Source organism: Marinobacter sp. BSs20148 (assembly GCF_000283275.1).
Lineage (GTDB): Bacteria > Pseudomonadota > Gammaproteobacteria > Pseudomonadales > Oleiphilaceae > Marinobacter > Marinobacter psychrophilus.
Genome location: NC_018268.1, coordinates 3,129,400 through 3,154,780, shown reverse-complemented (window position 1 = coordinate 3,154,780; position 25,381 = coordinate 3,129,400). Strand labels below are relative to the sequence as shown.

Below are 25,381 nucleotides of genomic sequence, written 5' to 3'. Positions count from 1 at the left end.
TGTTTAGAACGTTAAAATTCTTTCGGAGATATCGATGAAGAGTCTATCTTTGGTACTTCTCATGCTCTTAATGACGGGATGCGCGACGACGAAAATGAGAATGCACATCGATCCCGAACATAGAGATCGTACCTACTCGAAAATAATTGTTGATGCACCGAATGCGAATTTTGAATTCAAAGACTTAATAATCACCGAGCTGTGTAGTAGTCTGAGGGAAAAGTCAGTCGAATGCATAACCAAGGAAGAGTTGTTCCCTCCTACTAGAGAATACTCGGAGCCTCGAATTTTTGAAATCATTGATCAGAATGGAATCGATGGTTGGCTAATTGTTGGCATAGGATTAGGTGCGACCAACAGCCAGTATATGGGGTCTCAAACGTTTGAATCCGCCACAGTTTACGGTAATACGGTTTCGGGCAGTGCAAATTCCATGGCGATGAATTCCTTCAGTCGCCAGCAAGGTTACTCGATAACCATGTTTGATATGGAAACGAATCATAAATCTTTCATCATGGATGCCAGCACCTCTGCATTTGGCTTGGCTAACATAACCAATTCTGTTTTCGCCGAGAGTTTGGCAAACAAAATCATTAATGAGATGTCCGCTGCTGGTTTCATTGAATAGCAGATTTTAAGAAACTAAAACCGGGACAGATTTATTTTTTGCTTTGATCGCTGCCGCTATTGGAAATCAGGATCCGCGCCTTCTTAGCGACAAGGATAAGGCCTGTGAAGTTTATCGGGAGCTGAAAGGCCAATGATATTAGGTCCCGAAGTTAAAACCGGAACAAACCCCTTCCGGGGTTCCTAGTCAGGTCGTCGAGTGTTAGTGCTCCTTTAATCGGGCAACCCGGAGCGCTTCTCTGGTGTCATTTCCTTTTTCCACTCGGTTTCGTCGCCCGGCGCTGGCAGAAACCGGCCAAACTCGATCATCTGAGTGGCTGGAATGTCCTGCAGATAAATCCAGACGTTCTCAGCCGTTATGCCCGTGATTTTCACTACCTTTTCAAGCATCTGGCTCATCAGGGCCTGCTTGACCTCGGTATTGCGGCCCTCGCGTACCAGGCCGTGCACATACACCTGGGGCGCCGAGTTTACGCGGCCACCGACAAAGTGCTCGCCCTCGTTGGTCGCAAAAAACAGAACCTGGGCGAAGAAACGGGGCGCGCCGGTTTGCGTGTGATGGGCCGTTGTGATGGCCTCCGCTATCTGTGTTTTCTGCTGCAGCGACAGGGAAAGATTCGCGACCGTTACAGTGTAAGTGGGCATTGGGAAGTCCTAACGAGCGTTGCATGTATGCATGGGTCTGGCCAAGATGGGAAGTGGGGTGGCTTGTTTCACTATAGCAACGCTTATCAGCATGACCACTACAGATTTAATCTTTCATGCCGGTGACGTGGGGCGGGACGAGGTTCTGGAGAACCGGGACAGACTTATTTTGTGCACACTGGGTTTTTGCCTTGGGCTGTTTTTGTCGAAAACGGTGTTCAGCAATCCGTTAGGGTTTCTGTTTTTTTAACGTTATCAGCCCATTTCGAAAAATATCTATCAAACAAGAGCTATTAAACAATCATGACGAGAAAGACATTAGGTTTAACCCGAAAACGAAATAAAGACGCTAAACCAGTGGCTGAGGAAGCCGAAGCTATGGTCGAGGTTGAAGGTGAGGCTGATCCACAAAAACGTTTTTTAAATGCTGTGGTTATCCATCCAACGCCGGGGATTCGCTTGGAGTCAGGTTCAGAGGAACTCACGGTGCGCGCGATGGATTTGATCACGCCGATTGGAATGGGGCAGCGAGGTTTAATAGTTGCACCGCCGGGGTCTGGAAAATCGACAATTTTGAAACATATTTGCCAGGCGGTGGGGAAGGCGTATCCCGAGATTAAACTTTACGCGTTATTGATAGATGAGCGACCCGAAGAGGTCACTGATTTCAGGCGTAGCGTCCCGGCTGAGGTACACGCTTCTTCTTCGGATGAAAGCTATGCTCATCACGTTCGCGTTGCCGATGAACTTCTTGATACCGCCCGCCAACAAGCGGGCGAGGGTCACAACGTCATGATTGTGATTGATTCTCTCACGAGGCTTTCGCGTGTGCATAATGCGGAGCGAAAGAGCAGCGGTCGTACTATGTCTGGCGGGGTGGATGCTCGAGCGATGGAGATTCCGCGGAGGTTGTTTGGCGCTGCACGAAAAATTGAGAATGGCGGCTCGCTGACCATTTTGGCAACCGTTTTGGTGGATACCGGCAGCCGTATGGACCAGGTTATCTTTGAGGAGTTTAAGGGCACGGGGAACATGGAGCTGGTTTTATCGAGAGACGTGGCGAATCAGCGAATCTTTCCCGCACTGGATATTTCGAAAAGCAGTACACGCCGTGAAGAGCTACTGTTGGATCCAAAAGCTTTAGACAAAGTAATAGCATTGCGCCGGGCGCTTGGCGGTCTCAAACAGCTAGAGGGCACAAAAAAGCTGGTTGAGCTGCTTGAGAAGTACCCCACAAATGCCGAGCTTCTGAAAAACATTCCCGGGCCAGGATGATGATGCGTGTGAGTGATCACCTCATTCGTTAGGTGGTTACATAGTCTTTACCTTTCAGCGCGAAGCCCCCTATGCCGACTAAGACCAGAAAACCGGGACAGATTTATTTTCGCGGCTTCTCTGATGGCTTGGAGCTGATTTGGTAAATAGATCTGTCCCGGTTTTCGCTTGAGAATAGGCGTTGACGGTCCGGTAGGCTCCGGTAAAACCGCATTGCTGCGCCGGCTGTGTAGTGCTCTGAAAGACCACTACGACATCGCCGTGGTGACCAACGACATTTACACAAGAGAAGACGCCGACTTCCTGCTGAAGCACGACGCCCTGCCAGCCGACCGCATTCTTGGCGTTGAAACCGGCGGCTGCCCGCACACCGCCATTCGCGAAGACGCCTCCATGAACCTGGCGGCCATCGACGACCTGCAAAACCGGCCCCGGCATCACCAAATCCGACCTGCTGATCATCAACAAAATCGACATCGCTGCATACGTGCACGCCTCGCTGGACATTATGGCGCGTGATTCCAAAATGATGAGCGGCGAACGGCCGTTTGTGTTTCAAACATTTACGACTGGGTAGGGCTGGCGACGATTATCAGCTTTATTTTGGAACGGGGAATGTTGCCAGAAAGGCGGCCGGAAAAGTTGGCTGCGACAGCCTGAGCGAAAACGGACAACAGCTTTGAACCCTTAAGATTAAGGACAAGACAAAGGAACACATAATGAAAGCATTTGCCCAATTACTAATGGCCACCGGCCTGATGGTTACCGCCACCACAGCTTCCGCCCATGCCGGTCACGACGCAGGCACCGGGTTCACCAGCGGCCTGTTGCACCCCATGCTAGGCCTGGAACACTTGTTGACCATGGCCGCCATCGGTTTCTGGTGCGTGCGCCAGTCCGCCACCCTAAAAAACAGCACACTGCTGTTCGTCATCGGCGGCATGGTCGTCGGCGCTGGCATTGCCTAGGGCGGCTTGAGCCTGCCGGGCGTGGAAACCGGTATCAGCTTGTCGGTAATGTTGGCCGGTATCCTGATTGCCACACTTGCGAAGCCGCCAACCGCTGTGGGTGGTTCACTGGTCGCGGCGTTTATGGTATTCCACGGCTTTGCCCATGGGCCTGAAATGCCGGCTGGAGCGGCGTTGGTGGCCTATTTGGCAGGTTTCTCGGTTGCCACACTGGCGCTTACGTTTGCAGGCCGTGCCCTTGGGACCCTGATGCAGAAAACGGATAACCGGATCGGCCGAGCGCTGGGTGTGGTTGCTGCAGCCGGAGCGTTGCTGGCGGCGGCGTAAAAGAAACAGATAGAAAATAGAGTTAAGACACAAAGCTGCGTGGGCCTACTGCGCAGCTTTTTTTATTGCTTAAAATTATGGATTTTTGCAAAGGGGGCAGACAAGCAGTACTGCGATGCTTTAGTCTACGTGGTAACCGCTATGGACGCGCCGCTTGTTAAGGATGACAGCCGATGGACCTTTCAGTACCACCACAGCCTCTTTTCAGTCCCTGGTTTTTCCTACCGTTTATTTTGCGGCTGTCTGTGCTGCGCTCTGTTTGGCTTTTCGCCACAAAAATCGACGCGCTAGGGCAGGCAGACTTCAGAAATTCAGGAAATGATGCTCTTGCGTCGAGGCTGGTTTTTGAAGGTATGAGAACAGTTAATGCTTCGTTATTGAAATCATCTGACGTCTTCATTATTGCAATAACGAAGACGTCAGATGATTGCGAGCGGGTGCAGCGCGGTATTGAAAATTCGTTGTTTATAATGAGAAAAAAGTACTATTTTTAGTGTGATCTGAATTTTATATAGCGCTCAGGTTTTTGTAATAATGAAGTGTGCTACCTAGTCACTGTTAGGCGTATAAAACAATATGAGTCTGTATCCTAAAGTTAAAGATCCAAAATTAGTCGGTAGCTATCCTGCTGTTGCTAAAGCTGGCGGCGGTTATGTTTGGGATGCTGTGCTTGAATATAGAGTATGGTGCTATCCGCACGATGGAGCTGAAGACTCAGAAAATGGTAATGACTATAATTACGTTTTTGAAACTTATGAGGAAGCCTTAGCCTTTTCAAATGAAACAAAAGGAGCACAAGAACCTCTCGCTCTAGTTCTACAGGAAGAATATATAGAGGGGCCCGAACCAGAACAATACAAGTATGTTATAGAGCAACGTATAACGGAATGGCCGCCTGAGTTTTTAAGCCGCCCTCAAAGAACAGAAAAAATTATACCGGAATTTATGTCACCAAATGCACCAAGTAACAAACTGGATATTATTCGTGGCCTTGCTTAAAAACCAAAAACGCCTAACAAGCAAGTCAAGCTCGTTCGCTTGCCGCTCACTTGGACAATCAAAAACCGTGTTTCACACGTTCTTGATTGCCACTTATCTTAATCGTAATGCATAAAAATAAAATCAACCACAATATTTTTACCATACTTCCTGTATTAGGTTGGGTGTTACTGCATTTTTACTTTGCAGTATCAATGGGAAAAAGTGCTATTAGCATAATGTTATTTGCATGGATACCTTATGTAATTCCACATTTGCTATATGGAAAAAGAATAAATGACTCGCATAACCCCATACTATGGAAACTTTCTTCAGCTTTGTTAGTATTATCAGCAATAGCAACATGGTTTCTAACAGAGCACGGAGGCTGGTTAATAATATACGGCCCCTTATATTATTTGGCAGCAGGTATAGTAATCTGGTGTATTGCAATACTTATAGATGCAGCTATAAACATTAGAGTAAAAATTAAAAATTCATAACAAGTGCATAAAAATCATTCGCTTATCGCTTATCGCTTATCGCTTATCGGGAAATTTAAAAGCGGCGTTCTCGCTTCTCTTTTAAAAATCCCCTTACTTTAATCGTTAAAAATTATGACTACCGACGTACATTTAAACTTAAAGGAGAATTTTATGGAAAAAAATAAAACAGCTGGTATTGTTTTGATCGTTATTTATAGCGCACTTAGTGGGCTTCTTATGTTTGGCGTTGGTGCGCTAATGATGCTGGCCAGTGCGGTGCCAGATATGCCAATCTGGATCAGTTTATTAGGTGTTATATCCATGGCGCTAGGAGTGTTTTTATTGGCAGCTATGTACGGTCTCTGGTCAGTGCAAACATGGGGCCTAAGAATTGCTAAATGGCTGTATGTCATTTCGATTCCGCTAGGAATTATATCAATATTTCCAATATATCCTGATTCAGAAATGACAACTGGAAATACTGTTTTGCAATTAATTGGTGTTGGTTTAGCCGCGTTTATCATCTATTATTTATCAAAACCCAATGTTGTTGCTCTTTATCAAGACTAATGATTTCTAACAAGGCAAAGCAGAAAGGACGCGGAAAAGTACCGCGCCTCTGTTTGCGACGTTAAACAACAAATTGAATGCAGTATTGGAGTAAATTTTTTTGTTACTTAAGAAGCCAAAAATTTTTGCCGTACTATCCCTTTTGATCATGGCGTTCCAAGCTCATCGGAACCTGTCAACCTGTCAACCTGTCAACCTGTCAACCTGTCAACCTGTTTCGGACAGCTACTCCAGAATTAATGTAGTTTCTCGTGCTGTGTGTTTTGCTCTTGCGAGTGTCGGAAAGTTCACGGCAGATGGCACTCCCAGTTTGGCCTCTTCCGGTGAAATCGGATTGGTGGCCACGGATGTCGGCGGCATGTGGGCAATTGGCCGGCCGCACACAAAACGTTCAGGGTTTGCCTGATACCAGCTGTCCAGCGCTTGCTGACGTGTAACCGCCAGTTCCTGATATCGACCGGTAAACACCTGTTCCGGCGTGAACCCGGCCAGACCGCTGTGATGGTGCTCGAAGTTGTACCAGTCGACATAGCTCTCGAACCATTGACGGGCATGACTGACACTTTTAAAGCGGCCCGGATAGTCCGGCTGATACTTGGTCGTTTTGAACTGACTTTCGCTGAATGGATTATCGTTACTGACCCGGGGGCGGCTATGGCTGCCGGTCACGAGCTGGTTTTATCGAGAGACGTGGCGAATCAGCGAATCTTTCCCGCGCTGGATATTTCGAAAAGCAGTACACGCCGTGAAGAGTTGCTGTTGGATCCAAAAGACTTAGACAAAATAATAGCATTGCGCCGGGCGCTTGGCGGTCTCAAACCGCTAGAGGGCACAAAAAAGCTGGTTGAGCTGCTTGAGAAGTACCCCACAAATGCCGAGCTTCTGAAAAACATTCCCGGGCCAGGATGATGATGCGTGTGAGTGATCACCTCATTCGTTAGGTCGTTACATAGTCTTTATCTTTCAGCGCGAAGCCCCCTGTGCCGACTAAGACCAGAAAACCGGGACAACCCTGACCACTATTCCAGAACTTTTTGCCAGTTCGCGTCTGCCAGGCGCTATTCCTTGAGCCGGACAAGCAACCGGCCATCCTCAACCTGGATATAATCCACACCAGTATTTACTCGCAGGGTTCTGCCGCCTTGGGTATCAATGCACAGAGTATTCAGTTTGTTGTTGAGTGAATCCTGTTCACTGGCATTCAGGGTTACGGGTTCGAAGTTCTCAGGAATCACATAGTGGCTTAACCACCAGTAACCACCGCCGTCAAACCCTCACGAAAGGTTGTTACGCGAAACTCCGGAAAGCGTTTTTTGAACTTGTCAGACACGAAAATGTTGTCCACCTCGTAGCGTGGCAACAGTTCCGTCGCATCCCGGACTTGCTGATTCACTAACCCGGCCATCTTCAGCTGCCAGCGCTTGAGTACCTTGTATTGGCTGTCGGTATGGAAGATCTCACTCGCTAACTGAATGAACTGCCGGTAGGTCAGGCGGTGGTCATCGCAGGGCAGGTGCCAGGCTTGTCCGTAGGCGTCGGGCGTGTTGCCCAACAGGGCCATGGCCCGACTGGCGTCTGGCGTGTAGATCAGGCTTCGTAGCGTATCGTCGCGAAGAAAGACGGTCGGTTTCTTGCCTGTTTTCAGCTTGTCGATGATCGTCGCGTGGGTGATGCTTTGAGTTTTTCCGGGGCCATAGAACTCCGGGGCGCGGCAGATCAAGGCGTTAACTCGCCCTTCGTCCATCGCTTCCATCAGTTCCCTGATGATGGCTGCGCGAACTTTGCCTTTATCCCCATTGGGCTGAAACGGAGTCTCTTCGGTCTGCGGCGTAGCTGTTTGCGGATACATGTAGGTGTTATCGAAAAACACGAGCTTGGCGTTGTGGCGCTCACAGGCATGAAGGATGTTGCGCATCAGGATCGGCCATTGCTCGACCCAGAGCTGGGTGTCCATTGGCAAACCCACGGTCACGTAGACAATGCTCGAGCCCTCAACCGCCCGCAAGGCGTCATCGGCATTCAGCAGGTCTGCGCTGATCAGTTGGTCGGTGTCGTTCAGTTTCTGCGGCTTTCGACTGACCAGCCGTATGTCACTGGTAAAGTCGCGTTTCAGGCTGAGCGCCAGTTCCTGTCCGATCTGCCCGCTGGCACCGAGGATGGTTTGCATAGGTTTGGTTCCTTGGAAAACCGGGACAGATTTATTTTTGAGACCGCTCAGTAGACACAACACTGGAACGAGTTGCTAACACGAATAATAGGTCTGTCCGATGGTGTTTTTCCGACAGACCTGCTGTGGGGGCGGGTTGGCTCACGGGGTTCTGGCGCGACGGATTGCCCTGTGTTGCCTGGCGGCTCAGGACAGAACCTGGCCGCCGTCCACCACCAGCGTCTGGCCGGTCATCCACCGGGCCAGATCGGAGGCCAGGAACAGCGCCACGTCGGCGACTTCCTCCGGCGTGCCCAGGCGCCCGAAGGGAATCCCCCCGCGAATACGCTCGTAGAGCTCCGGATTGTGCTGACGGGTCTGATCCCAGACGCCGCCCGGGAACTCGATCGAGCCCGGGGCAATGCCATTAACACGCACTTTATGCGGGGCCATGGCCAACGCCAGGCTGCCGGTGTAGTGAGCGACGGCGGCCTTGATGGCCGCGTAGGGGGCGGTGCGTGTCGAGGCGTGCAGGGCAGCGATGGAGGCAATGTTGATGATCGTGCCCTTGGTTTCCTTAAGCGCTGGCAGGCAGGTATGGCCGGCGCGAACCGTGCCCATCAGATCCACCTCAACGCTGCTCAGCCAGCCTTCTTCGTTGTCCTCCCGCCCGAACGCCGAGGCGCAATTGACCAGCACGTCCAGGCCGCCCAACTCGCCCATGGCGCTCTGCAGATAGGTCTCCAGCGCGGCCTTATCGCCGATGTCGCAGGAGGCCACATGCAGCGCCAGACCCTCGCCTGCCACTTCTTCCGCCAGTGCGTCCAGGGACGCCTGCCCGCGCGCGCACACGGAAACGCTGGCACCGGCTCGGGCAAATCCCAAGGCAATGGCCCGGCCAATACCCTTGCTGCCGCCAGCGACGATGACGCGCCGGCCGTGGAAATCAAACGTCATTGAATGCTCCTTTCAGTCGCTTATCTGGTAGCGAATAAACGCCTCGGTTAAAATGCCCAGGTGGAGCCTCAGGGTGTCCGAAAAATTCAACTGGAACACGGTCAACGGTTCTACCTGCATGGCTTTTCGTGCCGGCTCCGGCGGATGGGACGTATGCCAGCAGCCGATCAACGCCTGCTGACACTGTATCAGATACCGCAGGCAATCGGCTTCCTCCTGATCGGTAGCTGCACCGATAACGTCTGTGATGCGGCGAGAAAACCGGGACAGATTTATTTTCGCGGCTTCTCTGATGGCTTGGAGCTGATTTGAATCACTACCAACCCTCTCCGCACTTCGGTTAATATCGGTTGCCTGCGCACAGAATGGACTCTGTGTATCAGAAGCAAGGAGACGCTGATGCCAAGACAGGCAAGGGTGATTGTGCCCGGTTTTCCCCACCATATTGTTCAACGCGGTCATAATCGTCAACCGGTGTTCGTCGAGCGCCGTGATTTTGAGTACTACCTGGCGAATCTTCAGGAATGGAAGCAGGTCTATGAGCTGGACAACTGAAAAATAGATCTGTCCCGGTTTTCCGAGGGTTATGCGGAAACTCGGTCGTTTTCTGTGGTTTCCAGTTTCACTCGAAAACCACAGGCTGCGGCGTACTTGCTGAGCGTTCCCCAGCTAGGGTTTCCCCGGCCACGCTCAAGTCTGGAGATGTTGCTTTTGCTCGTCCCCAGCTTCTTGGCAAGATCCTCTTGGGTAAGGCCCGCTTTCGTTCTCATGGTGATCAGTTGGTCGATCAGGTTGAATTCTTCCTGAAGGGCATCGTACTCTGTACGCACTTCAGGATTTTCGAGTGCCTTCTGCTTAAACTGTTTGAAGTTCATAACTTTTTTACCTCCCTTAAGCGCTCTTTTGTACGGGTCTTAAATAGCTCATTCCCAAGTGACTTGGTGTGTGGTTCCCCACGGTTCGCTTCGTGCTTTTTGGTTATCATATATGACAACTCCGGCTATGGGGGATATCTGGAAAAACGGGGGTGGGGTGGTGGTGACCGGGCGCTTGGTGCCTGGTTGATGTTGTCCCCGTTAATTGGCGTCTGATACCTGCTCCATAACCGGGACTTTGTGCCACGTCGAGCGATCCATCCAGGGGTCGCGCAGGCCAATGTGCCCGATGCCGGGTAACTTGACTGCCAAAGCCAGTGGGTCAATACCGATGTTGAGGCCGAGGATGTTCAGTTCAACACCTTCACGGATACTTGCCATAAGGCCGAAATAACCATTGAGGGAGAACTGATAGCCAGAACCGCTGGGCGCTTTCGCAAATACTCCGTCAGCAAGATAGTCTTTTCCGATGGCAAGGTTGGGCAGCGCAACATCCAGTTCGGGCACCTGCCGGATTACCCAAGCTATAAAGGTATTGCTGTTGGGCCCGGGCCAGGCTTTGTATTCATTCGCGAAGGGGTAGGCGGCGATAGCGGTCCGGATATTGATGATGGCGGCGTCTGCTTTCTCACCACGCAGATCTGCCAGCAACATCGGCGGGTTGCCATACCAAGCGGTATCCGGCTCACCGGGGCGGGACCGAACCGCCTTATGACCCCAGCCAGTGACATCGTGAACCACGTAGGTGGATGCCCCGCGCGCCTTGGTTGCAATCCAGGTATGCACCGCAAAATTGCCGCGCCAGTTATAAGCTCGGGCACCATAAACCTGCACAATGGCTTCTTCCGTCTGGCTGGGTAGCGGCGCAATGCCTGCGCTGGAGCGATCGGCGTCACGCCAGCTCTGGCCAGACTGAGTACTGCAGGCCGAAATCAGTGCGGGGCCGGCTAGCAGAACCACCAAAAATACGGTGGTTCTGATGAGCCATCGAAGGGGTTTCATCATTCCAGGGGTACCTCGGACTGCATGCATTGGTTGGTGACTAAAACCAATCAGTATACGCCTCGTACATTTTCAGGTATCAATACGGAGTATTACCGGCAGCTACGATTATGGTCGCCTAAACGGCTTCTGATTTCGCCTCAACCGCTTATCCCGGGAACCATAGCATCTGTGCCTGAAAAATCGCGATTCGCACCCCGATCATGGTTGTTAATACTGCTATTGAGCCTGGTAGTGGTGTTGACAGTAACGGCTATCCTTTTGCCTATCGAGATCCGCTACTTATGGCGCTGGGGTGTCGAATTGGCAGGTCATCCCATGGCTTTGGTTGGCATCGTCCTGGTCATGGCTGTGCTGATGAGCGTTGGGCTGCCAGGTAGCCTGTGCTTTTGGCTTATCGCACCTTTTCATTCGCCTTTGTTAAGCGTCAGCGTACTGCTGGTTGGCAGCGTCGCTGGCTCAATGGGTGCCTATCGCCTTGGCAAGGGCCTGGGTGATACCTGGAAACCCGGCTATTTGGCCAGGCAGGTACTCAACCTGCTTGGCAAACGCAGCGACTTTCTTACGCAATGTGCAGTACGCATATTACCGGGCTTTCCCCATGCATTCGTGAATTTGGCAGGCGGCGTATTAGGTCTGCCGTTGCTGGTTTTCTGTTGTGCCGCAATAGTCGGGCTGGGAGTCAAATGGACAGTCTATGCAAACGCGGTGCACGGCATGGTATCGGCTCGGCAAGCAGAGCAAGCCATGGACTTTTTTACTCTACTGCCTCTTGTCATCCTGGCTCTGATGTTGGTGCTCGGCGGTTTGGCAAAACGCTGGTTTTTGGGTCAATCAAAAGTCGACAGCCTCCCGCCCGGCTAACCTCCAAAAATAGACGATCTGAACGTAGCCTGCGCATGACTGGTTAGCCGGTGCGAAGTAAACCTTTCCCTCTCAGTCTGCATTATTCTCGCGTAAGCCGGATTGTTCGAGAGACAAAACGCAAAACCTGACCCCAAGGAGCTTTCCGTTACTCCCTGATCGAGACCGCGAAAGCCAACAGCTTGGAACCCCCGGTTTATATCCATCATGTGCTGAGTTACTTCATTTCGCCGTATTTACCGGCAAGAGGTTCGGCAGTTTCTTCAATTCGGCCAAAGGCATGGGTCGGGCAAAAAGGTACCCTTGCAAGATATCGCAGTGCCTGCGGGCCAAATCTTGCTGCTGCTCCCGTGTTTCTATGCCTTCTGCAACCACGATCATATCCATGTGGTGGGCCATCGTGATCACGCCCTGGACGATGGCCGCAAACCGGTGATCGGTTGCGGTTTTCTCGACAAAACTGCGGTCAAGTTTCACTTTGTGAACGGGCAGGTCCCGCAGATAGCTCAGGCTGGAGTAGCCTGTTCCGAAATCATCCAGAGCGACACGCACGCCCAAGGTTTTTAGGGTTTCCATCAGTTCGATAACGGGTGCTGTGCCGTCCAATAAGACGCTTTCGGTCACTTCCAGTTCCAGCAGTTGGGGTGGAATGCCGGTTTCGTTGAGCACCCGGCGGACGTCATCAAGAAAGCCGTCACGAATAAATTGTAGTGATGATATGTTGACGGCAACCGGCAGTGCCCGCTCCCGATGGGCATTGAAATCCGCCATTTCTGCGCAGGCCTGCCTGAGAATCCAAAGGCCCAGAGGCACGATCTGGCCAGTTTGTTCGGCCAGTGGAATGAACTCACCGGGGGAGATCATCATCCCGCGGGCCGGGTGATGCCAGCGCACCAACGCTTCTACGCTGCGCATGCGCCCGGTAACGGCGTCCACCAGGGGCTGGTAATAGATTTCTAACTGGTTTTCATTCAGTGCGGCGTGAAGATCATGCCTCAGGTTCACGCTGTTACGACTGTGCTCTATTTTATGACTGCAGTACCACTGCCAGATGTTTCGTCCTTGCCGCTTAGCTCGTTCCAGGGCGAGGCGGGAGAACTCAATCAGTTCTTGGGGTGCGCCCGGATGTGCGCCGTTACAGGCAATTCCGATACTGACGCTGATGTGGACCATCTGGCCATTCACGTCGATCGGCTGTGCAAGGTGTCCAGGAGTGCGGCTCGGCCAGCTGAATGACGTCGTTCCGGTAGGTGTAGCCGGGTACCAACAGGCCAAACTCATCCCCGTCCAGCCGGGCAACGGTCACCTTGGGCATAATCAGAGCGGTCAGGCGCTGACCAATGGTCATGAGTATTTGGTCGCCTACGAGGGTGTCCCAGTTCTTTATAATGGGCTTGAACCCGTCCAGGCCCAAACACATGGCGACCAACGAACCACGCTCATCATGGGCCGCAAGAGCATCATGCAGTGTCTTTTTAAACGAGGCCTCGTTAGGTAAGCCTGTGAGCAGATCATGGCTTGCCTGGAAGGTAATCTGAGCTTCCTGCGCCTTTTGGCGGGTAACATCCTGCTGGGTTCCAATGAAGTGAGTGCAGCGACTGTCATCACCAAACACGGGGCTGACCCGCAGATGGTTCCAAAAAGGCGTGCCGTCCTTCCGATAGTTAATCAGCTCAACGTTAATCTCGGTTTGATGGCGCAAGCCGCGCTCTATGGCTTCGACGGCTTCCGGCGACGTGTTTTCGCCATGAAGAACGTGCCAGCTATGCCCAACGATTTCGCTGTGGGTATAGCCGGTTATTTCTGAAAACGCCGGGTTGGCATAGACCATTGGCATCTCTGGGTGGCGTGCGTCTGCCATAACAATACCGTTGGGACTTGCCTCGATGCCGCGTTTGAGTAAGCGCAGTTCGGCGTCCTGATTTTTGCGATCGGTAATGTCCCGACAAATACCGTAGACGCCAATAATCTTACCTCGAATGGTGACCGGGAAGTTGGTGACATCTATAAAGTAGAGTTGGCCGGATGCGTGGATGCCCCTGGTTTCATAGGTAATAGCCTCACCGTTTCGGGCTCTGTCGAACGCTGCTTGGGTTTGCGCGTGGTAATCGGGTTCAACACAGAGATTAAAGTGCAGGCTGTGCATGTGACTTGCCGTGTAGCCCGTAATGCGTTCCATCGCTGCGTTACAGCTTTGGAAGCAACCATCCAGACCAAATGTATATAAACCATACGGATGGTTGTCAAACAGAGCTTGATGATGCTCGGAGAAGGCCTGAAGGCCTTGCGTGTCCCGGTGGCGAAGCATGGCCAGTGCTACCAGGGCCGCGCCCAGAGTTAAATAGCGCTGAGTTTCCGCGGTCGGGGTGACTGGGACGTGGTGGTAGATGGCGAAGGTGCCCATGAGCTCTCTCTTCGAGGTCAGAATAGGCGTGGACCAGCAGGCATGGACCTCTTCCGCTTTAGCAATGTTGTGGTAACGGCTCCAGCTGGGGTCTTTCTGAATACTTTTGGTAATAACCAGTTTGTTGGTGAAGGCCGCTTGGCCGCAGGTTCCCGCATCCTCAGAGACCGGAACATTCTGCATGGCCCAAAAATAATCATCTGAAAACCGGTTGTTGGGAAGCAGTCTTAAACTGTTGGTGTCCGGGTGAAAACGCATGATGGCAACCAGCGTTCTTGGCATCATTATGCTTACCCAGTCGACTATCGTGTCTAGGGTCTGTTCTAGTGGGTCATGCCGTGCGATCTTTTCATGAATTTTCTGCTGCACTTCCAGCACAGACAGTTCAATGTCGCTCATGATGCGGCACTCCGTTCAAAGGTAAGGGTTTCCGCGAACGCGCGTGACTCACACACTCACCAGAGCTATTGCAAACCGATCTGCACAATGTATGTTTATGTATCCCGCCTGAAATTCGGCGTTAAAACCAATTGTCTGCCCGGTTAACACACTGCGCGTATAAAGGGTTAAAGGGGAGATCGGTCCTCATTCAGGCACACCATCTAGAAGTACCACTCTTAAACAAAGGTAAATTGTGTGATTTTTTGTAAAGTATGTATCTAAGGCTGCCATTGCAGACGACGGAAGGTCAGTTTGGAGGTGTTTCGCCGAGCGCACCCGGAGAATTCCAACTCACCAATTGCAAAGGGTGCCGGTGTCAGGTCTTGCGTTTTGCCGCTGTTTTGTCCTTTCGTTGTAATTATTTCAGCCTGCACTATTCTCGCGTAAGCCGGATTGTTCGAGAGACAAAACGCAAGACCTGACCCCGCGGAGCTTGCCAGGAACTTTTCTGTTTTTTTGATTAACTCGTTCGTAGGGTTCCTGAACGGCGCTGATAATTGGCTAAAAAATTGACGACTCGCAAAGTACGTATACACTCAGGAAACATATGCTTGCAGGCCAATACGCCTGAGGTTACTCAGAACGTCGTTCTGGATGGACTGGAAAGCCCTTGGGATCTGGCCTTCCTTCCCGATGGCACTATGTTCTTCACTGAAAAATGCAAAGGCCTCTCGGTTAAACTGCCGGATGGCACGGTGAATAACCTGCTGGGTATGAGCGGCACCGACGGTTATGCCATGACCTCTGATGACCTGGTCTGCGAGGGCCAAGCCGGCATGAACGGCGTCACGCTGGACCCGAAGTTCGCGGATAACGGCACCATCTACGTTTATTCCGCGTCCCGCACGGGCGACAATCCCGCCGTCAATCGGGTGTTGCGACTGAATGTGAATGGTGATTTGGCCGGCGTATCTGATCGTGCCGACATCGTGATAGACATTCCTTATAAGCAAGTCGCCACTGAACATCCGTTCGGTGGCCCCGGCGCGCACAATGGGGGTCGGATCCGCTAAGGTCTTGCGTATTGACGGCGATGGCAACGCTGCCCCCGGCAATTCCGATACCACACCGGACGGTTTCGACCCACGCATCTTTACTTACGGTCACCGCAACGTTCAAGGCATCGCATTCCACCCGGAAAGCCATCAGCCGATCATCACCGAACACGGTCCCTGGCATTCCGATGAAGTAAACGCCTTGGTGCCGGGTGGCAACAGCGGTTGGGACCCACGCCCGAACATGGCAGGCAGGGTAGATTGCCCGGATGATTACTGCGGTTACCAGCCCAACCAGAACGAGGGCATGGACCGCAAGGCGCGAGCAGCCTACATGCCCATGACCGACTTTGAAACTTACCCGGATGCCATGACGCCACTGTGGACCAACGACGGTTACTCCCAAGGCATCAGCAGTGCCGCCTTCCTGAAAGGTGAGCAATGGGGTGACTGGAACGGCCGCCTGGTGGTCAGCTTCCTGGGGATCGGTTTCGGTGGTACACCGCTAGGGCAGCGCATCAATGTGATTGACTTGGCCGCCGATGGGCCAACCATTCGGGATATGACTGAAATGCCGCTATCGATGGGTTCTGCCCGTTTTCGTGGCTTGGAGATGGGGCCTGATGGCGCGCTTTACGTCGCCAATGACGAAGGCCAAATTCAGCACTTTACCGCTGAGTAATTACCTGCCGGACTGCACCGCCGTTAGGCAGTGCAGTCCCCATCGGAAGCTGAAGGATACCTTATGAGACAAGCGGTGCTGTTTACGATGACTATTGCCCTAGGCCTGTCTCAGGTCCAGGCGGGAGATACCGAAGCGGGCAAGAACCTCTACGCCAGCAACTGTGCCCAGTGCCACGGACCGACCGCTAAGGGCATGGCCAGCTTTCCCTCCCTGATCGGACGAGATGCCGACTACACTCAGTCGCGGCTTGAAACCTACCGCGCGGGCGAGAAAGTCGGGGCGAACTCTGGCTTGATGATTCCCAATGCCAAGAACCTGAGTGACGAAGACATCGCTAACCTAACGGCTTTCCTCTCTAGTAAATCCTAGTCATTTCTGCTTTGTTATAGTCGAGCCTTTCCTGTGTTCCGGTTCACCGGGGACGCGCAGGGAAGGCTTGTTAATTCCTGGATGGAAACTCATTGCCCGGCTGTCACGGATCAGTCGCTCCGTAACCTGTTTTTTGACGCTAGCCGTTGTTAAGGTCGGCCTCAAGTTTGCCGATATCGACAACAACCATCCGATGGCCGGTAAAACCCTGACTGTCGATGCCGACATCATCGAATTGCCGGTTTGACCAATTCGGTTAGCCGCTTCGGTTTAGTTCTAGGAAAACCGCAGTGATCTCTCAAGCGGCCGGATTGCACGAGTCATCTTCACAATGTTTAAAGGCGATATGGTTTTGCTGAATGGATTTATCAAAAAGACTCAGAAAACACCGGCTCAAGAGTTAGAAAAAGCGAGAGACCGGAAGAAGAATCTTGTCTGATAGTGGGCGGAGAAAATGACACAGCATAAACACGTTGGCAGCTCTCTCGATAACCTGCTCGAGTCTGATGGTGCGCTTGAGCAAGTGGACGCTGGCCGGCTACTTGATGACAAAGATACTGGCGTGACAATGACCACTCTGATTAAAGCCGGGCTGGCTTTGGGAATGTCTTGGACGCTGCAGGCTGATAACGATTCAGAAAGAGCTTAACCCGCTTGGGAGTGCTAAATTTCTGAAGTTGTCTGATTCAGGTGTGGAATACTGGGCCTGATTTTTTGGCCCCGTTAAAGAAATGCCACAAGGACGCCCGTTAAATGGACTTTAACCTAATATTCCAGCCGTTGGTTGCGGTGCTCTGGAGAGTATTCGTTGTGCCTGTCCATGATCAGTTTATTTAGGAAACTGCATTGATGAAAGCCAGATTCTCAGCAACCCCGGTCGTGCTCGGGTTGGCATTGTGTGTGTTGTTCCCGTTATTTTTTATCGGAGGACCAGAATGGACGTCGGGGCCATTCCATCGGTCGGCGTGGAATCTTGGCCATCTCCTATTTTTCGGCCTGGTAGTCTTCACTTGGCAGGCGGTTTTTGGTGTCGGCGGACGGCGACAGTGGCTGCTGTTAAGTGCCGGAGTGTTCCTGGTGGGAGGGATCATCGAGCTGTTGCAAGATGGTCTGGGGCGGGAGGCCGACTGGCAGGATGTGTTCCGTAATATGCTGGGGGCCTGGCTGGTAATGATTTGGCGCCAGCCATCCCGGTCGGTTGCGCAGTGGCTCCCAGCAGCTGGGCTCTGGCCGCTGCGGGCGTTGCTGACTACCATTTTGGTATTTCAGATTGTTCCAGTGGCCGAGGTCGGCTTTCAGCAGTACCGGATGGCTCGACAACTGCCAGTGGTGTTCGAGCTTTATAACCCTGATGCCGTGCCGATTGCGATGACACTTCGAATAAACGATGCTGTCCATGAGCGCAGTGGCAATGCCTTCAACGACCGCTTCAATACTAGGTTAGTAGTTGAGCCAGGCTGGAATAACTACCGTATCGATTTGTCCAAAGTTGAATCAGCTCCTGCAGCCCGTCAGATGAATATGGCGGATCTCAAACGGTTGGGCTTTTTTGCGTCCGGTTTGGCAGCGCCACGAAGTGTGTTTTTGAGAGATCTTCGATTGAGCAGAGCTACATCAGAAATCCGTTAGCCCACTAAATTGTCAAGATAGAGTGGCTCGGCTGCTGAATGCTATGCTGAGTAGGAAGAGTAAACAGTTTTTAGGTGTGCTGGCGCGGAGGGGTGCCGTGGTCAGGTTTTGCATTTTGCTTCTGTCTTGTCCTTTCGTTGTAATCGCCTTGGTTTATTTCATCGCAATTCGAGCCATCACGGAAGGAATCAGCGCCGCCGCTGGTTATAATGACGTACTTTGAATCTTCACAGAGAACTCTATGCCAATCGAAAAGAATCAGGTGGTCTTGTTTCACTACAGTGTCAGCGATGACCAAAGCAAGGTTGTTGAAAACTCCCGTGGCGGCGAGCCGAACGTCTACTTGCATGGCCACGGTGGCATTATCCGGGGCCTGGAAGAAGCCCTGCAAGGTCGCGACGCTGGCGAAAGTTTCAGTGTCACCATCACGTCGGAAAAAGCCTACGGCCCGCGCAAAGCCGATTCCATACAACGTGTGCCGATCAAGCACTTGATCGGTGCCAAACGCTGGAAGCGGGGCATGGTCGCGCAGGTAAAAACCGAGCAGGGCCAGCGCCACGTGATCGTTGTTAAGGTTGGCCTCAAGTTTGCTGATATCGACAACAACCATCCGATGGCCGGTAAAACCCTGACCTTTGATGTCGACATCATCGAGGTACGTGCCGCCAGTCCGGAAGAGATAGCCCACGGTCACGCGCATGGGCCGGGTGGGCATCATTGAAGGGAGACAAGCTTGGTCACTTTTGTGATTTACGCCATCTGGTTTGGTGTGGCTTTGAACCTCGCCGCTCTGGCTCAGCGTGACGATGTGAGTGCCACGATAACGCCTTCGTTTGCGGCGAGCTTGCCTTGGCAAATATCCGGATAGATCTCTGCCAGACCACTCAAGCCTTCCACTGTCCTTTGATTGAAACTATTTTTTTGGACTGCATTGTGCGTGCGTAAGCCGGATCATCCGACCAGTTTCAGGCGTTGGATTCCGGCGGCGTTGTTTTGAAGCGTGCCGGGTTGATGTTGAGCTTTTTGAGTCTCGACGACAAAGTCGTTGGCTTCATACCAACCATTGCAGCTGCGCCGTCAGCACCAGAAACTCGCCCGGCGGTGGCCGTGAGCGCCCGAACCAGATTATTCCTCTCCAGGGTCTGGATGTCTTTGTCCGTCATGACTTCAGTGCCTGAATGGCGTGCTGGCGGTTGCTCGTCTTCAGGCGCTGATAATCCACCCTGATCCCGGCCCGTCAGATCAAAATCCAGATATCGGTCAGCGGTGATCACCTGGCGCTCGATGACGTTCTCGAGCTCTCTGACGTTACCGGGCCAGTGATAGGCTTTAAGGGTCTCAACGTCCGAGATCCGAAGGGTCAGGTGAGGGCGATTGAACCGCACGCAGGCCCGCTCAAGAAACTCCTGAGCAAGAAGCGGAATGTCTTCGATGCGCTGCCGGAGAGGAACCGATTCGATGGGGAACACGTTGAGCCGGAAGTAGAGGTCTTCCCGAAACTGTTTTTCTCTAACCTCGGTTTTCAGATCCCTGTTGGTCGCGGCTATGACTCGAACGCTGACGGACCGGGTGTGGTTCTCGCCCACCCGCTCAAATTGCTGGTCCTGAAGCACCCGCAAGAGCTTGCCCTGCAGCTCGAGGGGAATCTCACCCACTTCATCTAGGAACAGGGTGCCGCCGTCCGCCAGTTCAAAGCGTCCGACGCGATCGCTGACGGCACCGGTAAACGCACCTCTGGTGTGGCCGAAAAACTCACTTTCAAACAGGTCTTTTGGAATCGCCGCACAGTTGACTCGAATCAGCGGTCGGTCCCGGCGGTCGCTGGCCTGATGAATGGCTCGCGCAATCAACTCTTTTCCAGTGCCGGATTCGCCGGTGATCAGCACGTTGGCATCGGTGGGCGCCACCAGCCCGATCCTGCGCATAATGCTTTTAAGGGCATCGCTTTGCCCGACAATCTCGTGGAAATGATACTCCCCACTCAGCTCCTCTTGTAGATACGCGTTCTCGATTTCCAGTTTGTGTTTCAGGCTTTCGACTTCCTCGAGGGCTTGATGAAGTTCCTGCTGCGCTTCTTTGCGCTGGGACACGTCACGGAAAACCACCACAGCGCCTACCGGATGACCTCCGTCCATAATCGGCGTGCTGGTGTATTCGACTGGAAAGCCTGAGCCGTCTTTGCGCCAGAACCAGTCCTCGTCGATGCTGTGAACACTACCATCCCGGAACGCAGCGTAAATCGGACAGTCCTTGAGCGGAAATAGCGAGCCGTCCTCGTGGGAGTGGTGAACGACGCGATGAATGACTCGCCCCATTAGCTCGTCGCCCCGCCACCCCAGCATGCGTTCGCCTGCAGGGTTCAAAAAGGTTGTCCTGCCTTCCGCGTCGACGCCATAAATGCCTTCACCCACCGCATGTAAAATGAGCTGGTTTGCCCGCTCCATATCCTTGAACAACTCTGCGACGCGTCGCCACTCCAGCAGGCCACCCCGGTGGTAGTGATTGGTTTCGTGGCGCTCCCGGAGCGTGCGCAGCAGCTGCCAGTCGCGCAGCAGCAACAGTACCTGCTGCTCTTCAGCCTCTCCGGCTCTGGCTGCGGAGATCTCAAGCTCTACTGTGCGGCCGTTTCGATGTTTCAAATGGAAGTCGCGGCTCCAGGCGGTACCTCTGAACAGGGTTTCTTGGGTGAAGGCAATCAGCAGCGGGCGCTGACCGTCAAACAGGCGTGTGCAGGATGTGCCTGTCAGGTTGCCCCGTTTGGTGCCGAGCATACGGGCAAAGGAACTGTTCACCGTAATGATGACATCTCTAGCAGCATCAACCAGCAACGCAGGTTCTGGCAGGTGATCAACCCAATGAACATCCGGGGGGGGGTATGACAGGGCGAGGGGGTGGGACGATGACATGCTGGCTCCTGAATCTCAGAGTAAAGGCGATGGCGACTTGCACAGCAATGTCCAATGTGAATTTGCAATGCCAAAACTGATTCAAGACTCGTGCCACTTCACGAAAACTCGTGAATATGGTCACGAAAAGTCGTTAGAAACGAAATTTCGTGAATTTATGTTTGCGATGATTTTTTGAAAAGTATAATAAAAACAGTGTTTTAATCTAATTTATGAACTTGGCGCGAACCATGCATTCCTGACATCCAGCCGATCGTGGACAGGAGATCGAAAACATCTGATCTGATTGCCCTGTAGCTACAGCGCACCTTGAAGGTGCAGACGAACGCACAGCAGGCGCTGAAAAAGTGCCTACACCAGTTTTGGGAGAGAATTCGATGACGATCAAGAGCCTTGGAAATCCATTCGACGGGGATAAATCCCTGACTCACTCGAAGCAATGCGGTTGCCCTAAGTGTAAGAGCACTGATACGAGAGCCAATGTTGACGTTAAATCACCGATTCTGACCGGCCGCGCTCAACAAGATCTCGTGGCTGACGGTAATGATTCTGAAGCGATGCTGGATCGCGCTATTGAAAGCGCTGTGGTGCGGTCTGTGTTCGGCCATAACGACCACAGCCGTCGCAGCTTTATGAAGATGATGGGCGCCGGCAGCGCCGCTGCATTAATTGCTAGCGTGTTCCCGATGGAAAAGGCTAAGGCAGCCGTGAAGGAGTCCATGGGCAAGCTTGAGAAGTCCAAGCTGAATGTCGGCTTTGTTCCGATTACCTGCGCCACTCCGATCATCATGGCTTCCCCGCTCGGTTTTTATGAAAAATATGGCCTCGACGTCACCATCACCAAGACGGCTGGCTGGGCAGTGGCAAGGGACAAGTCCCTGGCTGGAGAATACGACGCGTCGCACATGCTTACACCCATGCCCCTCGCGATGAGCATGGGTGTCGGATCGACCCCGGAGCCCTACATCATGCCGGCCGTGGAAAACATCAACGGCCAGGCCATCGTGCTGCATAACGATCACAAGGACAAACGCGATCCCAAACAGTGGAAAGGCTTCAAATTTGGTGTTCCATTTGAATACTCGATGCACAACTTCCTGCTGCGTTACTACCTGGCAGAGAACGGCATCGATCCCGACAAAGATGTTCAGATTCGAGTGGTTCCGCCACCCGAGATGGTTGCCAACCTCCGTGCGGGTAACCTCGATGGCTACCTCTCACCAGATCCTTTCAACCAGCGTGCGGTGTGGGAAAAAGTCGGCTTCATTCACATGCTGACCAAAGACATCTGGGACGGTCACCCTTGCTGTGCCTTTGCCTGCAGCCAGAAGTTTGCGACTCAGAACCCGAACACCTACGGCGCTCTGCTGCGCGCCATCCTGGACGCCACTCAGTATTCGAACAATCACGATAACCGCAAGGAAATTGCAGCGGCTATCGCACCCAAGAATTACTTGAATCAGCCGGTTCAGGTCATTGAACAGGTGTTGACAGGCTATTACGCCGATGGCCTTGGCGAGATCAAGAACGTGCCGGATCGCATCGACTTCGATCCGTTCCCCTGGCACTCCATGGGCGTATGGATTCTGACCCAGATGAAGCGTTGGGGTTATGTGGAAGGCGACCTGGACTATAAGGGCATTGCCGAGCAGGTTTACCTAGCGGGTGAGACTGGCAAGATAATGGCCGAAATGGGCATGCCCGTCCCGGACAATACCTATAAAAAGCACGTCATCATGGGTAAGACCTTTGATCCTGACAAAGCTGAAGAGTACACCCGAAGCTTTGCCATCGGGAGAGTTTAACCGTGGCTTCGCTGAACGTCAGAGCGGCATTGCTGTCGATCTCGTTTCTCATTCTGGTGCTGGGCTTGTGGGAGATGTCGACCCAGCCGCCGAAAGCCCAGGGAAACATGACCGAGTATGAAATGTTGATGGGTGGTGTGGAACAGGAATCTCGTGTTCCGCCACCTTCAGCGGTTATTAAACTCGCATGGGAGGAGTTATCTGACCCTTTCTACGATGCGGGTCCGAATGACAAGGGCATCGGTATCCAGTTGGCCTACTCGGTCTCCCGGGTACTGGCAGGGTTTGTGGCAGCCATGGCGATTGCCTTGCCTGTCGGCTTTCTGATCGGCATGTCGCCGCTGATGTATAAGGCATTGAATCCTTATATTCAGTTGCTCAGGCCGATCTCACCGCTGGCATGGATGCCGTTGGCCCTTTTCATCATTCAGGATTCGAATGCCTCGGCCATCTTTGTGATCTTTATCTGTTCCATCTGGCCCATGCTTCTGAACACGGCCTTTGGCGTCGCCAATGTCCGGCAGGACTGGATCAACGTGGCGCGGACCCATGAACTGGGCAACATACGAACCGCACTGACAGTTATTCTGCCGGCCGCGGCGCCTACGATCCTGACGGGCATGCGCATCTCTATTGGTATTGCGTGGCTGGTTATCGTGGCAGCCGAAATGTTGGTGGGTGGTACAGGCATCGGTTACTACGTCTGGAACGAGTGGAACAATCTGGATCTGACCGCCGTTATCTTCTCGATTGTGATGATCGGTATCGTCGGCATGATTCTGGATATGGTGCTCGGCAAGGCCCAGAAGCTAGCGGAATACACAGAGTGAGGAGTCCGGCGCCGCTTCCCGGCGCCGGATTAATCCTCCGGATGGAGACCTGTTATGAATAAGTCATTTCTAGAAGTCGACGGTCTGTCCAAAGTTTATCCGGACGGCCAGGGCGGCGGACTGACTGTTTTTGAGGATATTAGTTTCGCTCTCGAAAAAGGCGAGTTCGTCTGCATCATCGGTCACTCGGGATGCGGCAAATCGACGATTCTAAACGTTCTGGCCGGTCTGGATGAGGCGACCTCCGGCAACATTGTCATGAACGGAAAGGAAGTAAAGGGACCAAGTCTGGATCGCGGCGTGGTGTTTCAGAATTACAGTCTGCTGCCTTGGAAAACCACGCTCAAAAACATTGTGTTTGCGGTCCGGGCGCGCTGGCCTTCCTGGTCTAAAGAGCAGGTTCGTGAACACAGTGAGCGATATCTTAAAATGGTCGGTCTGGACCACGCTCTGGAGCGCAAGCCCTCGCAGCTGTCCGGTGGTATGCGTCAGCGGGTGAGTATTGCCCGCGCGTTTGCGACGCAACCGGACCTGCTGCTGCTGGACGAGCCGTTTGGTGCGCTGGACGCGCTGACCCGTGGTGTGATTCAGGATGAGCTGGTGAAGATTTGGGAAAACACTCGCCAGACCGTATTTATGATCACTCACGATGTGGACGAGGCCATTCTACTGTCCGATCGCATCTTCTTGATGTCCAACGGACCCAACGCACGAATCGCCGAAAGTGTGAAAGTGGATATGCCGCATCCGCGGGCCCGTTCGACGATTTTCCAGAATCCGGCCTACCACAAAACCCGTGATTATCTGGTGGATTATCTGGTGAACCGTAGCGGTTCGGCGCTGCCTGATGCGGATGGTAAGCCGAAGTTTGTGGAGCCTGCAAAAAGCAGTGGCGCGCAGGCTGAAAGAAAAACTGAATCTGCCGCCCGAGCGGCGAATGCCTGATAGCAACTGTCAAACGAGGACATGATTATGATGACCAAAGAACTGATGACCGCAAGAATTCTGGAAGCAAAAGCCATCAAGGGTATTACCTGGGAAGCGCTGTCGGAAACAATCGGCATGTCGCCGGTTTTTACGACCTCGGCCTGTCTGGGCATGAACAGCATGATCGAAGACAAAGCCTTTGCGATCTGCGAAATGCTGGGCCTGGACAAGGCAGTTGCTATCACACTTCAGCAGTGTCCAAAGAAGGCCTGGGGCGACGCAGTACCTCAGGATCCGCTTATCTATCGGCTGTACGAAATGGTAGGCGTCTACGGCGATACATTGAAAGAATTGATTCATGAAAAGTTCGGTGATGGCATCATGAGTGCGATCGACTTTTCCATGCATGTGGATAAGGAAGAGAACCCGAAGGGCGACCGCGTTGTGGTCACCATGAACGGGAAGTTCCTTCCTTATAAGTCCTGGTAATTTCCAGACGTCAAAGCTACCCTCTTTCCGAAACCTGCGGGTTCCAGAGAGAGGGTAACCTATGCCACCGTTCTTGCCACCCGAAACCCGCGAATACGAACCACCTAACAACGTCGTTTTAGCGCCGCCGGCTCTAATGCCATTAGGCAGTTGAGGACGTTGCTGTGGCACAATGCGTTAAC

At 52.7% G+C, this 25,381-nt stretch carries 34 protein-coding genes and 2 pseudogenes; 25 read left to right on the top strand and 11 right to left on the bottom strand.

Annotation, left to right across the window (positions count from 1 at the left end; translation table 11 throughout):
• Nucleotides 1–34 precede the first annotated feature (34 nt).
• Complete coding sequence (locus MRBBS_RS14400; protein ID WP_041635317.1) at nt 35–628, top strand: hypothetical protein; 594 nt, start codon at nt 35–37, stop codon at nt 626–628.
• A 212-nt stretch (nt 629–840) separates the two neighbouring features.
• On the opposite strand, the gene MRBBS_RS14395 is transcribed toward MRBBS_RS14400, so the two are convergent.
• Nucleotides 841–1,272, bottom strand: a complete 432-nt coding sequence (locus MRBBS_RS14395) for a tautomerase family protein (RefSeq protein ID WP_014872294.1) — start codon at nt 1,270–1,272, stop codon at nt 841–843.
• A gap of 303 nt (nt 1,273–1,575) precedes the next feature.
• Here MRBBS_RS14395 and rho point away from each other — a divergent pair, with 303 nt between their 5' ends.
• The 7 genes and pseudogenes from rho to MRBBS_RS14365 all read left to right on the top strand — a co-directional run bounded on the left by rho (nt 1,576) and on the right by MRBBS_RS14365 (nt 5,875).
• Entirely contained in the window at nt 1,576–2,547 is a 972-nt protein-coding gene (rho, locus tag MRBBS_RS14385) for a transcription termination factor Rho (RefSeq protein WP_050996651.1), read from the top strand.
• Nucleotides 2,548–2,715: 168 nt separating this feature from the next.
• Nucleotides 2,716–3,207: pseudogene (locus tag MRBBS_RS14380) on the top strand (GTP-binding protein).
• Nucleotides 3,208–3,266: 59 nt separating this feature from the next.
• A pseudogene (locus tag MRBBS_RS14375) lies at nt 3,267–3,842 on the top strand (HupE/UreJ family protein).
• Nucleotides 3,843–4,015: 173 nt separating this feature from the next.
• Nucleotides 4,016–4,336: a hypothetical protein gene (locus MRBBS_RS14370; RefSeq protein WP_014872287.1), complete on the top strand. Its 321-nt coding sequence runs from the start codon at nt 4,016–4,018 to the stop codon at nt 4,334–4,336.
• 82 nt (nt 4,337–4,418) lie between these two features.
• Nucleotides 4,419–4,841 carry a GCN5 family acetyltransferase gene (locus MRBBS_RS19160; protein ID WP_144012720.1) on the top strand — a complete coding sequence of 141 codons (423 nt, stop codon included), beginning with the start codon at nt 4,419–4,421 and terminating at the stop codon, nt 4,839–4,841.
• Nucleotides 4,842–4,927: 86 nt separating this feature from the next.
• Nucleotides 4,928–5,323: a hypothetical protein gene (locus MRBBS_RS19495; RefSeq protein WP_144012719.1), complete on the top strand. Its 396-nt coding sequence runs from the start codon at nt 4,928–4,930 to the stop codon at nt 5,321–5,323.
• Between the two features lie 153 nt (nt 5,324–5,476).
• Nucleotides 5,477–5,875 carry a hypothetical protein gene (locus MRBBS_RS14365; protein ID WP_014872286.1) on the top strand — a complete coding sequence of 133 codons (399 nt, stop codon included), beginning with the start codon at nt 5,477–5,479 and terminating at the stop codon, nt 5,873–5,875.
• 225 nt (nt 5,876–6,100) lie between these two features.
• Here the strand turns inward: MRBBS_RS14365 and MRBBS_RS20510 are convergent, their stop codons facing one another.
• Nucleotides 6,101–6,544 carry an integrase core domain-containing protein gene (locus MRBBS_RS20510; RefSeq protein ID WP_014872285.1) on the bottom strand — a complete coding sequence of 148 codons (444 nt, stop codon included), beginning with the start codon at nt 6,542–6,544 and terminating at the stop codon, nt 6,101–6,103.
• Here MRBBS_RS20510 and MRBBS_RS19150 point away from each other — a divergent pair.
• Nucleotides 6,530–6,784: a transcription termination factor Rho gene (locus tag MRBBS_RS19150; RefSeq protein ID WP_014872284.1), complete on the top strand. Its 255-nt coding sequence runs from the start codon at nt 6,530–6,532 to the stop codon at nt 6,782–6,784. The genes MRBBS_RS20510 and MRBBS_RS19150 overlap by 15 nt on opposite strands.
• A 149-nt stretch (nt 6,785–6,933) precedes the next feature.
• On the opposite strand, the gene MRBBS_RS20120 is transcribed toward MRBBS_RS19150, so the two are convergent.
• The 4 genes from MRBBS_RS20120 to MRBBS_RS20360 form a co-directional block, all read right to left on the bottom strand.
• Nucleotides 6,934–7,110, bottom strand: coding sequence for a hypothetical protein (locus MRBBS_RS20120; RefSeq protein ID WP_014872283.1), 177 nt, complete (start codon nt 7,108–7,110; stop codon nt 6,934–6,936).
• An 8-nt stretch (nt 7,111–7,118) separates the two neighbouring features.
• Nucleotides 7,119–8,042, bottom strand: a complete 924-nt coding sequence (locus MRBBS_RS14355) for an NAD-dependent epimerase/dehydratase family protein (protein ID WP_014872282.1) — start codon at nt 8,040–8,042, stop codon at nt 7,119–7,121.
• A gap of 186 nt (nt 8,043–8,228) precedes the next feature.
• Entirely contained in the window at nt 8,229–8,978 is a 750-nt protein-coding gene (locus tag MRBBS_RS14350; protein WP_014872281.1) for an SDR family NAD(P)-dependent oxidoreductase, read from the bottom strand.
• A gap of 12 nt (nt 8,979–8,990) precedes the next feature.
• A complete protein-coding gene (locus tag MRBBS_RS20360) occupies nt 8,991–9,179 on the bottom strand; it encodes a hypothetical protein (RefSeq protein WP_319795908.1) in 189 nt (62 codons plus the stop codon).
• Between MRBBS_RS20360 and MRBBS_RS20355 the strand changes: the two genes are divergently transcribed.
• Together MRBBS_RS20355 and MRBBS_RS14340 are read left to right on the top strand one after the other, a co-directional pair.
• On the top strand, nt 9,132–9,290 hold the full coding sequence (locus MRBBS_RS20355; protein ID WP_319795909.1) for a hypothetical protein: 159 nt from the start codon (nt 9,132–9,134) through the stop codon (nt 9,288–9,290). The two genes, MRBBS_RS20360 and MRBBS_RS20355, sit on opposite strands and share 48 nt — an antisense overlap.
• 87 nt (nt 9,291–9,377) lie before the next feature.
• Nucleotides 9,378–9,533 (top strand): hypothetical protein, encoded by a 156-nt coding sequence (locus tag MRBBS_RS14340; RefSeq protein WP_014872279.1) that lies wholly within the window; start codon nt 9,378–9,380, stop codon nt 9,531–9,533.
• 29 nt (nt 9,534–9,562) lie between these two features.
• Here MRBBS_RS14340 and MRBBS_RS14335 read toward each other — a convergent pair whose 3' ends face one another.
• Both MRBBS_RS14335 and MRBBS_RS14330 read right to left on the bottom strand, forming a co-directional pair.
• Entirely contained in the window at nt 9,563–9,853 is a 291-nt protein-coding gene (locus MRBBS_RS14335; RefSeq protein WP_014872278.1) for a helix-turn-helix domain-containing protein, read from the bottom strand.
• Nucleotides 9,854–10,054: 201 nt separating this feature from the next.
• Nucleotides 10,055–10,858, bottom strand: a complete 804-nt coding sequence (locus tag MRBBS_RS14330; protein WP_014872276.1) for a DUF3750 domain-containing protein — start codon at nt 10,856–10,858, stop codon at nt 10,055–10,057.
• A gap of 168 nt (nt 10,859–11,026) precedes the next feature.
• Here MRBBS_RS14330 and MRBBS_RS14325 point away from each other — a divergent pair, with 168 nt between their 5' ends.
• Nucleotides 11,027–11,719 carry a VTT domain-containing protein gene (locus MRBBS_RS14325; RefSeq protein ID WP_014872275.1) on the top strand — a complete coding sequence of 231 codons (693 nt, stop codon included), beginning with the start codon at nt 11,027–11,029 and terminating at the stop codon, nt 11,717–11,719.
• A 222-nt stretch (nt 11,720–11,941) separates the two neighbouring features.
• Here the strand turns inward: MRBBS_RS14325 and MRBBS_RS20115 are convergent, their stop codons facing one another.
• Nucleotides 11,942–12,892: a putative bifunctional diguanylate cyclase/phosphodiesterase gene (locus MRBBS_RS20115; protein ID WP_014872274.1), complete on the bottom strand. Its 951-nt coding sequence runs from the start codon at nt 12,890–12,892 to the stop codon at nt 11,942–11,944.
• The gene (locus MRBBS_RS19480) at nt 12,855–14,522 is read right to left on the bottom strand and encodes a PAS domain S-box protein (protein WP_014872273.1); all 1,668 of its coding nucleotides are present in this window, start codon (nt 14,520–14,522) and stop codon (nt 12,855–12,857) included. Before MRBBS_RS19480 ends, MRBBS_RS20115 begins: the two co-directional genes overlap by 38 nt.
• A 593-nt stretch (nt 14,523–15,115) precedes the next feature.
• On the opposite strand from MRBBS_RS19480, the gene MRBBS_RS20295 reads away from it, so the two are divergent.
• The 9 genes from MRBBS_RS20295 to MRBBS_RS20285 all read left to right on the top strand — a co-directional run bounded on the left by MRBBS_RS20295 (nt 15,116) and on the right by MRBBS_RS20285 (nt 19,110).
• Nucleotides 15,116–15,577, top strand: a complete 462-nt coding sequence (locus tag MRBBS_RS20295; protein ID WP_014872271.1) for a PQQ-dependent sugar dehydrogenase — start codon at nt 15,116–15,118, stop codon at nt 15,575–15,577.
• Nucleotides 15,558–16,241, top strand: coding sequence for a PQQ-dependent sugar dehydrogenase (locus MRBBS_RS20290; protein ID WP_014872270.1), 684 nt, complete (start codon nt 15,558–15,560; stop codon nt 16,239–16,241). The genes MRBBS_RS20295 and MRBBS_RS20290 overlap by 20 nt, the downstream gene beginning before the upstream one ends.
• A gap of 63 nt (nt 16,242–16,304) precedes the next feature.
• Nucleotides 16,305–16,613 carry a c-type cytochrome gene (locus MRBBS_RS14310; protein ID WP_041635315.1) on the top strand — a complete coding sequence of 103 codons (309 nt, stop codon included), beginning with the start codon at nt 16,305–16,307 and terminating at the stop codon, nt 16,611–16,613.
• A 67-nt stretch (nt 16,614–16,680) separates the two neighbouring features.
• Nucleotides 16,681–16,860: a hypothetical protein gene (locus tag MRBBS_RS20105; RefSeq protein WP_014872269.1), complete on the top strand. Its 180-nt coding sequence runs from the start codon at nt 16,681–16,683 to the stop codon at nt 16,858–16,860.
• 63 nt (nt 16,861–16,923) lie between these two features.
• Complete coding sequence (locus tag MRBBS_RS19130) at nt 16,924–17,052, top strand: type II toxin-antitoxin system RelE/ParE family toxin (RefSeq protein WP_144012777.1); 129 nt, start codon at nt 16,924–16,926, stop codon at nt 17,050–17,052.
• Between the two features lie 15 nt (nt 17,053–17,067).
• Nucleotides 17,068–17,262: a hypothetical protein gene (locus tag MRBBS_RS14300; protein WP_014872268.1), complete on the top strand. Its 195-nt coding sequence runs from the start codon at nt 17,068–17,070 to the stop codon at nt 17,260–17,262.
• A gap of 200 nt (nt 17,263–17,462) precedes the next feature.
• On the top strand, nt 17,463–18,242 hold the full coding sequence (locus tag MRBBS_RS18700) for a hypothetical protein (protein WP_050996649.1): 780 nt from the start codon (nt 17,463–17,465) through the stop codon (nt 18,240–18,242).
• A 241-nt stretch (nt 18,243–18,483) separates the two neighbouring features.
• Entirely contained in the window at nt 18,484–18,963 is a 480-nt protein-coding gene (locus tag MRBBS_RS14290; protein WP_014872265.1) for an FKBP-type peptidyl-prolyl cis-trans isomerase, read from the top strand.
• 12 nt (nt 18,964–18,975) lie between these two features.
• Complete coding sequence (locus MRBBS_RS20285; RefSeq protein ID WP_014872264.1) at nt 18,976–19,110, top strand: hypothetical protein; 135 nt, start codon at nt 18,976–18,978, stop codon at nt 19,108–19,110.
• Nucleotides 19,111–19,207: 97 nt separating this feature from the next.
• On the opposite strand, the gene MRBBS_RS14285 is transcribed toward MRBBS_RS20285, so the two are convergent.
• Complete coding sequence (locus MRBBS_RS14285) at nt 19,208–21,148, bottom strand: sigma 54-interacting transcriptional regulator (protein ID WP_014872263.1); 1,941 nt, start codon at nt 21,146–21,148, stop codon at nt 19,208–19,210.
• Between the two features lie 377 nt (nt 21,149–21,525).
• Between MRBBS_RS14285 and MRBBS_RS14275 the strand changes: the two genes are divergently transcribed.
• From MRBBS_RS14275 to cynS, 4 genes are read left to right on the top strand one after another with little or no spacing between them, the layout of a single operon-like run.
• Nucleotides 21,526–22,953: an ABC transporter substrate-binding protein gene (locus tag MRBBS_RS14275; protein WP_041635314.1), complete on the top strand. Its 1,428-nt coding sequence runs from the start codon at nt 21,526–21,528 to the stop codon at nt 22,951–22,953.
• A gap of 2 nt (nt 22,954–22,955) precedes the next feature.
• Nucleotides 22,956–23,783: a nitrate ABC transporter permease gene (ntrB, locus tag MRBBS_RS14270; protein WP_014872260.1), complete on the top strand. Its 828-nt coding sequence runs from the start codon at nt 22,956–22,958 to the stop codon at nt 23,781–23,783.
• A gap of 54 nt (nt 23,784–23,837) precedes the next feature.
• Nucleotides 23,838–24,728 (top strand): ABC transporter ATP-binding protein, encoded by an 891-nt coding sequence (locus tag MRBBS_RS14265; RefSeq protein ID WP_014872259.1) that lies wholly within the window; start codon nt 23,838–23,840, stop codon nt 24,726–24,728.
• A gap of 27 nt (nt 24,729–24,755) precedes the next feature.
• Nucleotides 24,756–25,199, top strand: a complete 444-nt coding sequence (gene cynS, locus MRBBS_RS14260) for a cyanase (RefSeq protein ID WP_014872258.1) — start codon at nt 24,756–24,758, stop codon at nt 25,197–25,199.
• The last annotated feature ends 182 nt before the right edge of the window (nt 25,200–25,381 follow it).